The sequence below is a fragment of the Polaromonas sp. YR568 genome (assembly GCF_943369675.1).
GTDB lineage: Bacteria > Pseudomonadota > Gammaproteobacteria > Burkholderiales > Burkholderiaceae_C > Polaromonas.
The window spans coordinates 18,360-33,349 of sequence record NZ_CALROB020000032.1 but is presented as its reverse complement, the minus strand read 5'-3'; the positions used below and the strand labels follow the sequence as shown (position 1 = coordinate 33,349).

Annotated in this window: 12 protein-coding genes; all 12 read left to right on the top strand. The window is 65.0% G+C overall.

Annotated elements, in window-relative coordinates; all coding sequences use genetic code 11:
* Positions 1–90: 90 nt before the first annotated feature.
* Positions 91–1,302, top strand: a complete 1,212-nt coding sequence (locus tag ACLV8F_RS17205) for a nitrate- and nitrite sensing domain-containing protein (RefSeq protein ID WP_411885450.1) — start codon at positions 91–93, stop codon at positions 1,300–1,302.
* A gap of 369 nt (positions 1,303–1,671) precedes the next feature.
* The gene (locus ACLV8F_RS17200) at positions 1,672–2,928 is read left to right on the top strand and encodes an ABC transporter substrate-binding protein (protein ID WP_411885426.1); all 1,257 of its coding nucleotides are present in this window, start codon (positions 1,672–1,674) and stop codon (positions 2,926–2,928) included.
* Between the two features lie 63 nt (positions 2,929–2,991).
* The gene (gene ntrB / locus ACLV8F_RS17195) at positions 2,992–3,954 is read left to right on the top strand and encodes a nitrate ABC transporter permease (RefSeq protein WP_411885425.1); all 963 of its coding nucleotides are present in this window, start codon (positions 2,992–2,994) and stop codon (positions 3,952–3,954) included.
* Positions 3,955–3,971: 17 nt separating this feature from the next.
* Entirely contained in the window at positions 3,972–4,781 is an 810-nt protein-coding gene (locus ACLV8F_RS17190; RefSeq protein WP_411885424.1) for an ABC transporter ATP-binding protein, read from the top strand.
* A 45-nt stretch (positions 4,782–4,826) separates the two neighbouring features.
* Entirely contained in the window at positions 4,827–7,277 is a 2,451-nt protein-coding gene (gene nirB / locus ACLV8F_RS17185; protein WP_411885423.1) for a nitrite reductase large subunit NirB, read from the top strand.
* Between the two features lie 20 nt (positions 7,278–7,297).
* Complete coding sequence (nirD, locus tag ACLV8F_RS17180; RefSeq protein WP_411885422.1) at positions 7,298–7,684, top strand: nitrite reductase small subunit NirD; 387 nt, start codon at positions 7,298–7,300, stop codon at positions 7,682–7,684.
* Positions 7,681–10,584: a molybdopterin-dependent oxidoreductase gene (locus ACLV8F_RS17175; protein ID WP_411885421.1), complete on the top strand. Its 2,904-nt coding sequence runs from the start codon at positions 7,681–7,683 to the stop codon at positions 10,582–10,584. The genes nirD and ACLV8F_RS17175 overlap by 4 nt, the downstream gene beginning before the upstream one ends.
* 43 nt (positions 10,585–10,627) lie before the next feature.
* Positions 10,628–11,536 carry a DNA-binding protein YbiB gene (ybiB, locus tag ACLV8F_RS17170; RefSeq protein WP_411885420.1) on the top strand — a complete coding sequence of 303 codons (909 nt, stop codon included), beginning with the start codon at positions 10,628–10,630 and terminating at the stop codon, positions 11,534–11,536.
* Between the two features lie 8 nt (positions 11,537–11,544).
* Entirely contained in the window at positions 11,545–12,312 is a 768-nt protein-coding gene (gene cobA, locus ACLV8F_RS17165) for a uroporphyrinogen-III C-methyltransferase (RefSeq protein WP_411885419.1), read from the top strand.
* A 132-nt stretch (positions 12,313–12,444) separates the two neighbouring features.
* Entirely contained in the window at positions 12,445–13,614 is a 1,170-nt protein-coding gene (locus ACLV8F_RS17160) for a PepSY-associated TM helix domain-containing protein (RefSeq protein ID WP_411885418.1), read from the top strand.
* Positions 13,611–13,802 (top strand): hypothetical protein, encoded by a 192-nt coding sequence (locus ACLV8F_RS17155; RefSeq protein WP_411885417.1) that lies wholly within the window; start codon positions 13,611–13,613, stop codon positions 13,800–13,802. The genes ACLV8F_RS17160 and ACLV8F_RS17155 overlap by 4 nt, the downstream gene beginning before the upstream one ends.
* Positions 13,803–13,860: 58 nt before the next feature.
* Positions 13,861–14,985, top strand: coding sequence for a sterol desaturase family protein (locus tag ACLV8F_RS17150; protein ID WP_411885416.1), 1,125 nt, complete (start codon positions 13,861–13,863; stop codon positions 14,983–14,985).
* The last annotated feature ends 5 nt before the right edge of the window (positions 14,986–14,990 follow it).

Below are 14,990 nucleotides of genomic sequence, written 5' to 3'. Positions count from 1 at the left end.
TAAAGTGTCCCCGCGGGCCCAGCCCCTTGCGGGGTCTTGCAGGGTCTTGCGGCACGGATGTTGCTGCTCCTCCAAAAAACACCCCCCATGATGAAGTCCGGACTCAGTTTCCTCGTCGCCGCGCGCCAATGTGAAATCGGCGAACTTGAACAGCTTGCGCTCACCAGCGAGCTGGTCAATGCCATAGGCCGCCTGATCCATGCGCTGCAAAAAGAGCGCGGCATTTCCAACGTGTTTCTCGGCTCGCAGGGCACGCGCTTTGCCGAGCAGCGCCTGCAGCAAGTGGCCGAATGCGAACGCGTCCAGCAATTTGTGCGCGACCACTTCGACGCGCTGGACACCGCCCCCAGCCGCGTGCGCAACGGCGCCCGCCTCTTCAGCCGCATTGCCTTTGTGCTGCACGCGCTGGACGCCCTGCCCGCCCTGCGCCAGCGCGTAGCTGCCCAGGCGACCACGCCCGACGAGTCCACGACGGCCTTCGTACGGCTGATCGCAGGCCTGCTGGTGGTTGTTTTTGAAGCGGCCGACAGCGCCACCGACCCCGAGATTTCCCGCGCTCTGGTGGCCATGTTCAATTTCATGCAGGGCAAGGAGTTCGCGGGGCAGGAACGTGCCTGCGGCGCGGCCACCTTCGTATCCGGCCACACCGACGCAGCGCGCCAGCAGCAGTGGCTGCACCTGATCGAATCGCAGGAACGCTGCTTCGAGGTGTTCACCGAGTTCGCGGAGCCGGCCGTGCTGAATGCCTGGAACGTCGCCCAACTCGCCGAATCCATGGCCGAACTGGAACGCCTGCGCCGCACCGGTTGCGCCCCGAACGCCGGCGGCCGGCTGGACCCCAACCTGAGCCAGACCTGGTTTGACTGCTGCACGCAGCGCATAGACGCCATGAAAACGGTGGAGGACCTGCTGGCGGCCAACCTGCGCGGCCTGTGCGAACGCAAGATCGCCCAGGCGCATGCCGAGCTGCGCGACCAGAAAGCCATCCTGGACGAACTCTCGCGCCAGGCCGATGCCGGCCCGCACGCGCCCGCGCACTATGGCCCGCAGCTGGAGCGTTCCATCCTCGGCCTGGTGCAGGAACAGGCGCATCGCCTGCAGGTCATGAGCGATGAACTCGAAACCGCGCGCGCCGCGCTCAACGAGCGCAAGGTGGTGGAGCGCGCCAAAGGACTGCTGATGGCCACGCGCAAGCTCAGCGAAGACGACGCCTACAAGATGCTGCGGCAAACGGCGATGAGCCAGAACCGCCGGCTGCTGGACGTGGCCGAGTCCGTGCTGGCGATGGCCGACTATCTTTAACCCCCGCTTCGCGGCCCCGCGCCGCGCCCGCCAATCTGCTGCGCTGCACAAATCCCGTGCCTGGGGCCTTGCTGCGCACCACGATGGGCGCACTCCAACCCACCCTGCTCCACGCCCTCTTCGGCCCAGGTCCTTGTTTTTAAAGGGAAAACTCCGCAACAACCAACGCCAAAATCTGCTGGCACGCTTTCTGCTTGAAGCATTCCCAAGTTGAGCCAAAGACGGCTCGACAGCAAGCCTTTCGAGGCTTGTCCCGGACAACGGCGTCCATCTCTTACCCGCTTCGTGCAGGTGAAAGGTGGACGCCGTTTTTGTTTTTCCAGCGTGTTTTTCTTCTCTTCCTCTTTTTATTGCCACCAGGAGTTCAGCATGACGCAGCAGTCTTACGGCCCCTTCAAACCCGCCCGCCGCGATTTCATCAAAAAAGCCGGCGCTGCCGGCAGCGCCGCGCTGTTCACCGGCATGCTTCCCGGCGGGGCCTGGGCCGCGGGCTCGGATGCGCCGGAAAAGAAGGAAGTGAAGATTGGCTTCATTCCGCTGACTGATTGCGCTTCGGTTGTCATGGCCTCGGTGCTGGGTTTTGACAAAAAGTACGGCGTGAAAATCATCCCCAGCAAGGAAGCCAGCTGGGCCGGTGTGCGCGACAAGCTCGTCAATGGCGAACTCGACATGTCGCACGTGCTTTACGGCCTGGTCTACGGTGTGCACCTTGGCGTCGGCGGCCCTAAAAAAGACATGGCGGTGCTGATGGGCCTGAACCGCAACGGCCAGGCCATCACGCTGTCCAAGGCGCTTGCCGACAAGGGCGCCGTCGACGGACCCGCGCTGGCCAAAGTGATGGCCAAGGAAAAGCGCGAATACACCTTCGCCGGCACTTTCCCGACCAGCACCCACACGATGTGGCTCAATTATTGGCTGGCTGCTTCCGGCATCAGCCCGGTGAGCGATGCCAAGGTCATCGTGGTACCACCGCCGCAAATGGTCGCCAACATGCGCGTCGGCAACATGGATGGCTTCTGCGTCGGCGAGCCATGGGGCCACCGCGCCATCATGGACAAGATCGGCGTCACGGCGATCACCACCCAGGACATCTGGAAGGACCATCCGGAAAAAGTGCTTGGCACGCGGGCGGAGTTCGTCAAGGCCAACCCCAACACCTGCCGTGCCGTGATGATGGCGATCCTCGAAGCCAGCATGTGGATAGACGCGAGCCTCAACAACAAGCTCAAGATGGCCGAAACCGTCGCCGAAAAATCCTACATCAACACCAGCGTCGACGCGATCAACCAGCGCATCCTCGGTCGCTACGACAACGGCATGGGCAAGACGTGGGACGACAAGAACCACATGAAGTTCTTCGATGACGGCCAGGTCAACTTCCCTTTCCTGTCCGACGGCATGTGGTTCCTGACACAGCACAAACGCTGGGGCCTGATCAAAGACCATCCCGACTACCTCGGCGCGGCCAGACAAATCAATCAGATCGACCTCTACAGGGAAGTTGCGGGTGCGATGAAAGTCAGCGTTCCCAAGGACACGATGCGCAGCAGCAAGCTGTTTGACGGCACGGTCTGGGACGGCAAGGACCCGAAGAAGTATGCCGACAGCTTCAAGATCCGCGCCTAGGCCTGTTCCGGCCAGCCCCACCCCGTTCACCAAATTCTCCACCCCACGCAAAGAGGTCACGCCATGGTCAGTGCCGTCTTCCACAGCCCGCTTGAGGCCGCACCCGCGGCCCGCGGCGGCGACCAACTCAGGGCCCGGGAAGCCGGCAGCCTGCAAGCAGTCCTCCATCACGACATGACAAACTCCACCACCGTTTCACCTCCGGCGCAGGCAGCCGTCGCCCCGCCGGCTCGCGCGGCGTGGGACGTTTCGTTTCTCTGGCTGAACGTCTTGCCGCCGCTGCTGGGCCTGGGCCTGCTGGCGCTGGTGTGGGAACTGGTCTTCATGGGCACGGGCGGCAGCATCCCCTCGCCCAAAGACACCTTTGTGCAGGCGGTGCAGATCTTCAGCGACCCGTTTTACAGCAAGGGCCCCAACGACCAGGGCGTGGGCTGGAACGTGCTGTCCTCGCTCAAGCGCGTGGCCATGGGCTTCGGCCTGGCGGCGGTCGTCGGCATTCCGGTCGGCTTCCTGATAGGCCGCTTCAGCTTTTTGAGCCGCATGTTCAACCCGCTGATCAGCCTGCTGCGCCCGGTCTCGCCGCTGGCCTGGCTGCCCATCGGCCTGCTGGTCTTCAAGGGTGCCAACCCCGCCGCCATCTGGACCATCTTCATTTGCTCGATCTGGCCCATGATCATCAACACCGCCGTCGGCGTGCAGCGCGTGCCGCAGGACTACATGAACGTGGCGCGCGTGCTCAACCTCAGCGAGTGGAAGATCGTCACCAAGATCCTCTTCCCCGCCGTGCTGCCCTACATGCTGACCGGCGTGCGCCTGGCCGTCGGCACCGCCTGGCTGGTGATCGTGGCGGCCGAGATGCTGACCGGCGGCGTCGGCATCGGCTTCTGGGTCTGGGACGAGTGGAACAACCTCAACGTCAAGAACATCATCATCGCGATCTTCGTGATCGGCATCGTCGGCCTGCTGCTGGAGTTCGCCCTGATCAAGCTGGCCACGGCCTTCACCTTCGAAGAAGTCAAAAACTGAACACGGGGAAACAAGCCATGACATCCTTCACCACCAAGTACATCGAGATCCAGGGCGTCGAGCAGACCTTCAAGACCAAGAAGGGCCCGTTCTGCGCACTGAAGGACATCAACCTTACGGTCGCCCGGGGCGAGTTCGTCGCGCTGATCGGCCACTCGGGCTGTGGCAAGTCCACGCTGCTAAACCTGATCGCGGGCCTGACAACGCCCACCCAGGGCACGCTGCTATGCGCCAACCGCGAAATCAGCGGGCCCGGCCCCGAGCGCGCCGTGGTGTTCCAGAACCATTCGCTGCTGCCCTGGCTCACCTGCTTTGAAAACGTCTACCTGGCCGTCGAGCGTGTGTTCGCGGCGACCGAGAACAAGGCGCAACTCAAGGCCCGCACCGATGCGGCGCTGGCCATGGTCGGGCTGACCGCCGCGTCGCAAAAGCGCCCCGGCGAGATTTCGGGCGGCATGAAGCAGCGCGTCGGCATCGCCCGCGCGCTGTCCATGGAACCGAAAGTGCTGCTGCTCGACGAGCCCTTCGGCGCCCTGGACGCGCTGACCCGCGCCAAGCTGCAGGACGAGCTGCTGCAGATCGTCGCCACCACGCAAAGCACAGTAGTGATGGTGACGCACGACGTGGACGAGGCCGTGCTGCTGAGCGACCGCATCGTGATGATGACCAACGGCCCCTCGGCCACCATCGGCGAGGTGCTGGCCATCGAGTTGCCGCGGCCGCGCAGCCGGGTGGAATTGGCCGAAAGCACGCAGTACCTGCACTACCGCAAGGCGGTGATCGACTTCCTCTACACGCGCCAGGCGCATGTGGAAAAAGCCGCCTGATCCACCCATCAGGCACGGCACAGAGACAAACCAACGGAGACCGCCATGGACATGCGCGTCAAGGAAAAGCAAAAACTGGTGATGGTCGGCAACGGCATGGCCGGCGTGCGCACGCTCGAAGAGCTGCTCAAAATCGCGCCCGGCATGTACGACATCACCGTCTTCGGCGCCGAGCCGCATCCCAACTACAACCGCATCCTGCTGTCGCCGGTGCTGGCCGGTGAGCAGACGCTGGACGAGATCGTGCTGAACTCCTGGGACTGGTACACCGACAACCACATCACGCTGCACGCCGGCAAGAAGGTGGTGGAGGTCGACCGCATCAAACGCGTGGTGCGCGCCGAAGACGGCACCGAAGAGGCCTATGACCGCCTGCTGATGTGCACCGGCTCCAACCCTTTCATCCTGCCGGTGCCGGGCAAGGAGTTGCAGGGCGTGATCGCCTACCGCGACATCGCCGACACCAACGCGATGATCGAAGCCTCGGAGAAATACAAAAAGGCGGTCGTCATAGGCGGCGGCCTGCTGGGCCTGGAAGCGGCCAACGGCCTGATGCTGCGCGGCATGGAAGTCACTGTCGTGCACGTCATGCCCTGGCTGATGGAGCGCCAGCTCGACGACGTGGCGGGCAAGCTGCTGCAGAAGTCGCTGGAAGACCGCGGCCTGAAATTCATGATGGGCGCGCAGACGCAAGAACTCACCGGCAACGACGAAGGCCGCGTGACGTCCATCAAATTCAAGGACGGCACCGAGGTGGCCACCGACCTCGTGGTCATGGCCGTCGGCATACGCCCCAACACCCAGCTGGCCGAAGCCATGCGCCTGCACTGCAGCAAGGGCATCGTCGTCAACGACACCATGCAGACCGTCACCGACGCGCGCATCTACTCGGTCGGCGAATGCGCGGCGCACCGCGGCATCGCCTACGGCCTGGTCGCGCCGCTGTTCGAGCAGGCCAAGGTGGCGGCCAACCACCTGGCGCAGTACGGCATAGGCCGCTATTCGGGCTCGCTGACGTCCACCAAGCTCAAGGTGACGGGCATAGACCTTTTCAGCGCCGGCGAGTTCATGGGCGGCGACGGCACCGAGGAAATCGTGATGAGCGACCCCTTCGGCGGCGTCTACAAAAAGCTGGTCATCAAGGACGACAAGCTGGTCGGCGCCTGCCTCTACGGCGACACGGTGGACGGCAGCTATTACTTCAAGCTGCTGCGCGACGGCCGCAGCGTGGCCGACATACGCGACAAGCTGATGTTCGGTGAATCCAACATCGGCGATACCGGCCACGAGGGCCACAGCAAGGCCGCCTCCATGCCTGATGAAGCCGAAGTCTGCGGCTGCAACGGCGTCAACAAGGGCACCATCTGCAAGGCCATCAAGGAAAAAGGCCTGTTCACGCTGGACGAAGTGCGCAAGCACACCAAGGCCAGCGCGTCGTGCGGCTCCTGCACCGGCCTGGTCGAGCAGATCCTGATGTTCACCGCGGGCGGCGACTACTCGGCCACGCCCAAGCTCAAGGCCATGTGCGCCTGCACCGACCACGGCCACCAGGCGGTGCGCGACGCGATACGCGACAACAAGCTGCTCACGATCTCCGGCGTCTACAAATTCATGGAATGGAAGACGCCCAACGGCTGCGCCACCTGCCGCCCGGCCGTCAATTACTACGTCACCAGCAGTTGGCCCAAGGAGGCCAAAGACGACCCGCAAAGCCGCTTCATCAACGAACGCAGCCACGCCAACATCCAGAAAGACGGCACCTACAGCGTGATCCCGCGCATGTGGGGCGGCGAGACCACGGCCAGCGAGTTGCGCCGCATCGCCGACGCGGTCGACAAATACAAGATCCCGACCGTCAAGGTCACCGGCGGCCAGCGCATCGACTTGCTGGGCGTGAAGAAAGAGGACTTGCAGAACGTCTGGAACGACATCGGCATGCCTTCGGGCCACGCCTATGCCAAGGCCCTGCGCACGGTGAAGACCTGCGTGGGCAGCGAATGGTGCCGCATGGGCACGCAGGACAGCACGCAGATGGGCAAGGACCTGGAGCGCGCGATGTGGCGCATGTACGCGCCGCACAAGGTGAAGTTCGCCGTCAGCGGCTGCCCGCGCAACTGCGCCGAAGCCGGCATCAAGGATGTCGGCATCATCGGCGTCGACTCGGGCTGGGAGATGTACGTGGCCGGCAACGGCGGCATCAAGACCGAGGTCGCGCATTTCTTCACCAAGCTCAAGACCGCGGCCGAGGTGCTCGAATACACCGGTGCCTTCTGCGAACTCTACCGCCAGGAAGGCTGGTACCTGGAGCGCACGGTGCACTACGTGAACCGCGTGGGCCTGGACTACGTCAAGAAACGCATTCTGGAAGACCACGAAGGCCGCAAGGCGCTGTGGGAACGCCTGCAGTTCGCGCTCGACGGCGAGCCCGATCCGTGGTTCGACGTCAAGGAAGCCGCGGTCGACACCCGGCAGTTTGAAAAACTCGCCGTCCTCTGAAATTTCCTGAAGAAATCACCATGTCCGAATGGAAAAAAATCTGCCGGGTTGATGAAATTCCCGTCCTCGGCTCGCGCCGCGTCGCACGCGCGCAAGGCATGGACGTCGCGGTGTTCCGCAACGGCGAGGACCAGGTCTTCGCGGTGCTGGACCGCTGCCCGCACAAGGGCGGGCCGCTGAGCCAGGGCATCGTCTTCGGCACCAGCGTGGCCTGCCCGCTGCACAACTGGACCATAGAGCTCGAAGGCGGCTGCGCCCGCGCGCCCGACGAAGGCTGTGTGCAGAAATTCAGCGTGCGTGTGGAAAGCGGCGCGGTGCACCTGGACGCGGGTGAGCTTGCCACGCTTGCGACGGACCTGCCGCCCCCTGTCGCCGGCCCCGCACTGAAAGAACTGGCCCGCACATGATCTCTGACGGGACCCTGCGCGAGACACGGTCCACCTGCCCTTATTGCGGCGTCGGTTGTGGCGTGATCATCGAGTCGCAAGGCTCCCAGATCACGGGCGTCAAAGGCGACCCGGACCACCCCGCCAACTTCGGCCGGCTCTGCACCAAGGGCTCGACGCTGGCGCTGACCGCCTCGGCCGCCGTCACGCGGCAGACGCGCTTGCTGCAGCCCATGCGGCGCGAGCACCGGCATGAATCGCCCAAGCCCGTGTCATGGGACAGCGCCCTCGGCTTTGCCGCCGAAAGCTTTGCGCAGATCATCCGCGACCACGGCCCCGACGCGGTGGGTTTTTATATTTCGGGCCAGTTGCTGACCGAGGACTACTACGTCTTCAACAAGCTGGCCAAGGGCCTGATAGGCAGCAACAACGTCGACACCAATTCGCGCCTGTGCATGAGCAGCGCCGTGGCGGGCTACAAACAGACGCTGGGCGCGGACGCGCCGCCTTCGTGCTACGAGGACGTAGCCCATGCGCAGTGCATCTTCATCGTCGGCAGCAACACGGCGTATGCGCACCCCATCCTGTTCCGGCGCATCGAGGATGCGAAGGCCACCAACCCGGCGCTCAAGATCATTTTTTGCGACCCGCGCCGCACCGACACGGCCGAGATCGCCGACCTCTACCTGGGCATCCAACCCGGCACCGACGTGTCGCTCTTCAACGGCATGCTGCACATCATGCTGTGGGAAGGCTGGACCGACGCGGCCTACATCGCCGCACACACCACGGGCTTTGACGCGCTCAAGGCCACGGTGCGCGACTACACGCCCGACCTGGTCGCCGAGACCTGCGGCATCAAAAAAGAAGACCTGCTGGCCGCCGCAAAACTGTTCGCAACATCGGCCGCCACGCTGAGCCTGTATTGCCAGGGTCTGAACCAGTCGAGCAGCGGCACGGCCAAAAACGCGGCGCTCATCAACCTGCACCTGGCGACCGGCCACATCGGCAAAGCGGGCGCCGGGCCGTTCTCGCTGACGGGCCAACCCAACGCCATGGGCGGGCGCGAAGTGGGCGGCCTGGCGAATCTGCTGAGCGCACACCGCGACCTGGCCAACCCCGAACACCGCGCTGAAGTCGCCGCGCTGTGGGGCGTACCGGCCGTTCCCGAGAAACCAGGCAAAACGGCCGTCGAGATGTTCCAGGCCGCCGCCGACGGCGAGATCAAGGCGCTGTGGATTGCCTGCACCAACCCGGCCCAGTCCATGCCCGACCAGGCCACGGTGCGCCGCGCGCTGGAGCGCGCCGAACTGGTGATCGTGCAGGAAGCCTTTGCCACCACGTCGAGCTGCGACTACGCCGACCTCTTGCTGCCCGCCACCACCTGGGGCGAAAAAACCGGCACGGTGACCAACAGCGAGCGCCGCATCAGCCGCGTGCGGCCGGCCGTGGCCGCGCCTGGACAGGCGCGGCATGACTGGGCGATTGCGGTGGAGTTTGCGCAGCGGCTGGAGAAGCTCCTGCCCAGCCGCAGCGCATCCGGCACAAGCTTGCTCCCCTACTCCCTGGCCGCTGAAACACTAGGCGTGGAAACCATCTGGAACGAACACCGCGAATCCACGCGCGGCCGCGACCTGGACATCACGGGCCTGAGTTACGCATTGCTGGAAGAGGGCCCGCAGCAGTGGCCCTTCAAGCCCGGCGACAGCGCGGGCAAGATCCGGCTTTACGAAGACGGCATCTTCCCCACCGCCGACGGCAAGGCGCGCTTCGCCAACACCGTCTACAAACCGGTGGCCGAGCCCCGCGAGTCGCGCTACCCGTTCTCGCTGACCACCGGCCGGCTGCGCGACCAGTGGCACGGCATGAGCCGCACCGGCACGCTGGGGCGGCTGTTCGGCCACGTGGCCGAGCCCTCGGTGCAGATGAACGCGCAAGACATGGCGCGGCGGCTGCTGAAAGACGGCGACCTGGTGCACGTCACCTCCAAACGGGGCTCCATCGTGGTGCCGCTGCAGGCTTCGCCCGAAGTGGCGGTGAGCCAGGCTTTTATCGCCATGCACTGGGGCGAGGAATATTTGAGTGGGCGCTCCACCAGCGGCGAGACGCTGGCCGGCGTCAACGCGCTGACCACTTCGGCCTACTGCCCCAGCTCCAAACAGCCCGAACTCAAACACGCCGCGGTGAAAATCCTGAAGGCCGAAATGCCCTGGACGCTGCTGGCCATGGCCTGGCTGCCCGGCGACGCCGTGCTGGCCGCGCGCGAGCAGCTCAAGCCGCTGATGACGGCCTTCCCTTTCACCAGTTGCGTACCTTTTTCGAACAACACACCGCTGGCCGAGCAGGGCCGCGAACGCTCCGGCCTGCTGTTTCGCGCGGCCGGCCATGAAGCCCCGGCCGACGAGGTGCTGGCCGCACTCGAAGACATCCTCGGCCTGGGTGGCGTCGACGTGCTGCGTTATGCCGACCGCAAAAAAGGCCAGCGGCGCACAGTGCGGCTGGTAGGCAATGCGGAGAAGGCCGAACTCGCCGGCTTTGTGCTGGCCGGCGACACCAGCGCCCAAGCCTGGATCAGGACCCTGCTGCAAGACGAGTTGCCGGCCCAGGCCTACGGCCGCCTGCTGCTGCTGCCCGGCGCCAAACCGCCGGTGGCGGTGCAGTCGCGCGGCAAGCTGGTCTGCACTTGCCTCAACGTCAGCGACACGGCGATTGACGAACACCTCGAACTGCTGGCCGCCGGCGGCGGTGGCGCGGGCCACCTGCACACCGACGAGGAGCGGCTGGCGTCGCTGCAGGCGACGCTCCAATGCGGCACCAACTGCGGCTCCTGCGTGCCCGAACTCAAGCGCCGGGTACGCTCGGCGCGCATCGAAGTGCCAATCACCCCGCGCACCGTGATCCCGATCCGGCAGCTCGCTTAAGCTCATAACAGGAAGTTATCTGCATTCGCGGACAATCACGTTTATGGGTATTAGCCAGTACATCAAGGAAATCGGCCGCGGCAAGGACGGCGCACGCCCCCTGTCGCGCGAGCAGGCCGCCGACCTGCTGGGCCAGGTGCTGGACGGCACGGTGACCGACCTCGAAATCGGCGGCTTTTGCCTGGCCATGCGCATCAAGGGCGAAACACCCGCGGAAATGGCCGGCTTCCTCGACGCCGTGCACCAGCGCCTCGCGCACTTCCCCGCAACGGCAACCCCCACCGTGGTGCTGCCCAGCTACAACGGCGCGCGCAAGCTGCCGGTGCTCACTCCGCTGCTGGCGCTGCTGCTGGCGCGTGAAGGCGTGCCCGTTCTGGTGCACGGCACGCCCACCGAATCAAGCCGGGTGTTTGCCTCCGAGGTGCTGCAAGCCCTGGACATCCATGCGCTGCCGGCCGTGCGCAAGATCGCGGACGGCGAGGCCGTCTTCACCCCCACCGAAGTGCTGCTGCCCTCCCTCAAGCGCCTGCTCGACGTGCGCCGCGCCGTCGGCCTGCGCAACCCGGCGCACAGCCTGGTCAAGATCATGAGCCCCTGCCTGGGCAAAAGCCTGGTGGTGAGCAGCTACACACATCCTGAATACGCAATATCGATGGCGCAGACTTTCGAGCTGACCGGCGCCAACGCGATGCTGCTGCGCGGCACCGAGGGCGAAGGCGTGGCCGATGCGCGCCGCATGCCGCAGATGGAGGCGTTTATCGGCGGAAAGCGCTCACTTCTGCAGGAAACCCAGGCCGGCACGCTGGCCTCCCTGCCGGAGCTGCCCAAGACGGTGGACGCAGCCGGCACCGCAGCCTACATTCAGGCTGTGATGGCCGGCGACATACCGGTGCCGCCGTCGATTGCGCGGCAGGTGGAACATATCTTGCAGTTGTTGCCTCAAATCAAATAACGACCACCATGAACCACGGAAAAGTCACCCTCGTTGGCGCCGGCCCCGGCGACCCGGAACTGCTGACCCTCAAGGCCCTGAAGGCCATCCAGCGCGCGACCGTGCTGCTGGTGGACGACCTCGTGAGCGAAGAGATCGTGGCTTTCGCGCGGCCCGATGCGCGCATCGTCTACGTGGGCAAACGCGGCGGCTGCAAGTCCACGCCGCAGGCTTTTATTGAAAAACTCATGCTGATGGCCGCCCGCGAAGGCGAAGACGTGGTGCGCCTGAAGGGCGGCGACCCCTTTATCTTCGGGCGCGGCGGAGAAGAGGTCGAGCACCTGCGCGATGCCGGCATCGCGGTGGAAGTCGTCAACGGCATTACTTCGGGCCTGGCCGCCGTCACCTCGCTGGGTGTGCCGCTCACGCACCGCGAGCATGCGCACGGCGTGGTCTTCGTCACCGGCCATGCCAAGCCCGGCGACAGCGGCACCGACTGGCGGGCGCTGGCCGCCACCGCGCACAGCGCGCGCCTCACGCTGGTGATTTACATGGGCGTGAGCGGTGCCGAGCGCATCCAGGATGAACTGCTGACCGGCCTGCCGGCCAGCACGCCGGTTGCCGTGATCCAGAACGCCTCGCTGGCGACGCAGCGCCACATCACCACCACGCTGGGCACGCTGGCGGCATCCGTGCGCGAGGCCGGCATGGCCAGCCCGTCGGTGATCGTGGTGGGTGACGTGATCAGCGGCGTGGCGCTGGCCGCCGCGCACCCTGAAGCCGCACGCGCGGCCTGACTTCGCGCCAATCATTTTCTTTTCACCTGGGGTGCGCCGCTCCCGGGTTTGATCGCGTCCGGCGCTTGTCTTCGCAGATAATAGTCATTCTCATTTGAACGACGCACCGGCCTTCGGCCTTCAACAACACCCATGCTCAGCTCAAGCGCCATCAAGACCTGGTCCTGGCTCCACAAATGGACCAGCCTGGTTTGCACCCTCTTCATGCTGCTGCTGTGCCTGACCGGCCTGCCGCTGATCTTTCACCATGAAATAGGCCACCTGCTGGGCACCGAGGTGGAAGCGGCCGACATGCCGGCGGACGCGCCGCGCGTCAGCCTCGACAAGGTGATGGAAGTCGCCAAGGCCCGCCATCCGGGCCTTGGCGGCATGTTTGTCTCGCAGGAGCCGGACGACGACCGCGTCTGGTTCGTCACGCTGTCGCCTGAGCCCCTGTCGCAAAGCGGCCTCAAGCAGGTGGCCGTCGATGCGCGCACAGGCCAGGCGCTGGCCGAGCCGCAGCTGGACAGCGGCTTCATGTACATCATGTTCTCGCTGCACGTGGACCTGTTCGCCGGCCTGGCGGGCAAGCTCTTTCTCGGTTTCATGGGCTTGCTGCTGCTGGTGGCCATCGTCTCGGGCGTGGTGCTGTACGCGCCCTTCATGCGCAAGCTGCGCTTCGGCGAAGTCCGGCATGTGCGCTCGGGCCGCACCAGATGGCTGGACCTGCACAACCTGCTGGGCATCGTCACCCTGACCTGGCTGTTCGTGGTCGGCGCCACAGGCATGATCAACACCTGGGCCGACCTGCTGGTGCGCTACTGGCAGGTGGACCAGATGGCCGAGATGGTCGCGCCTTACAAGGGCCAGCCGCCGGTCACCGAGCTGGGCTCGCTGCAGCAGGCCGTCGTGGCGGCCAGGGCGCTGGAGCCGGGCATGAAGATGGGTTTTATCGCCTTTCCCGGCACGGCCTTCACCAGCCCGCACCACTACGGCGTTTTCATGCGCGGCACCGAGCCGCTGACGGCGCGCCTCTTCAAGCCGGTGCTGGTCGATGCGCAAACCAGCCAGGTCACCGACAGCCGCGAGCTGCCCTGGTATTTGCAGGGCCTGCTGCTGTCGCAGCCGCTGCACTTCGGCGACTACGGCGGCCTGCCGATGCAGATCCTCTGGACCGTGCTGGACATCATCACCATCATCGTGCTGGGCAGCGGGCTTTACCTCTGGTGGGTGCGCCGCGTGCCGGCGGGCAAGCGCGAGACGGCCGCCGGGCCGGAGATGGCAGGCGAGATGCCGGTTGCCGCAAGCGAGGCGGCGAAATGAGCGCGCGCAAGGCATCCGCTTTCTGGCCGCTCTGGGGGTGGCCCATCGCCCTGGGCTTGCTGAGCGCGCTGGGCCTGCTCTCGGCCCTGGTCGGGGACGACCTGTGGGACTGGGCCTCCTGGCTGGCGCTGGGCCTGCCGGTGGCGGTCTGCGGCTGGTTCGGCCTGCGCCGCGAGCGCGAACGCTGAAGCCACACGGCAACGCTACACTCCCGAAGTCAAAAACAACAACAGAGGGAATGGCGCGATGCTTGAAAAACTCAATGAACTGACGGAAAGCCACGGAGAACTCCGCCCCGGAAAAGGCATCATGAGCGGTGTGATCGCCCTCAGCCTGGGCATCCTGTGCTTTCTGGGCGTCCTCGCCTTTCACTTCCCCGAATACCTGACCACGCCCGAGCTGCGCAAGAGCTACAACGTCGACGTCATCCGCATGGTGATGTTTGCCTCGCTGGTGATCGCCGGCGGCATCTCGCTGGTCAACATCATCTTCAACCGCTCGCGCTGGCTGGCCGGCGCCGCCTTTTTGCTGGTGGTGGCCACCGCGCTGCTGGGCGGCCACAAGGTGCCGGTCAACGACTTCGCCGACAACACGCCCTACATCGGCCTGGACTGGTTCATCCTGGACCTGCTGGGCTCCTCGCTGATCTTCATCTTCATTGAAAAGCTGTTCGCGCTGCGCAAGGACCAGCCGGTGTTTCGCGCCGAGTGGCAGACCGACTTCCACCACTTCATCGTCAACCACATGATCGTGGGCTTTGTGCTGCTGGCCACCAACCTGCTGGTGCACAAGTTCTTCGGCTGGGCCGCCAACGACGGCATCCGCGGCTGGGTGCAGGGCCTGCCCTTCTGGGCCGGCGTGCTGCTGATCGTGCTGGTGGCCGACCTGGTGCAGTACTGGACGCACCGGGCCTACCACGAGGTGCCCGTGCTGTGGCGCCTGCACGCGGTGCACCACAGCGCCAAAAGCATGGACTGGCTGGCCGGCTCGCGCCAGCACATCCTGGAGCTGCTGATCACCCGCACGCTGATCCTGGCACCCATCTACGTGTTCGGTTTCTCCAAGGAAGTGATTGACGCCTACATCGTCATCGTCGGCTTCCAGGCGGTCTTCAACCATTCGAACGTCAGCGTGCGCCTGGGCCCACTGCGCTACATCATCGTCACGCCCAACTTCCACCACTGGCACCACAGCCAGGACCAGGAAGCGCTGGACCGCAATTACTCGGCGCACTACGCCTTCATCGACTACCTCTTCGGCACCGCCGTCAAAAGCACCCGGCTGTGGCCGGACCGCTATGGCGTACTGGGCGACTATGTGCCGAATGGCTTTTTGAAGCAGCTCAAGTTTCCTTTCACATGGAAACCTTGAGTTGG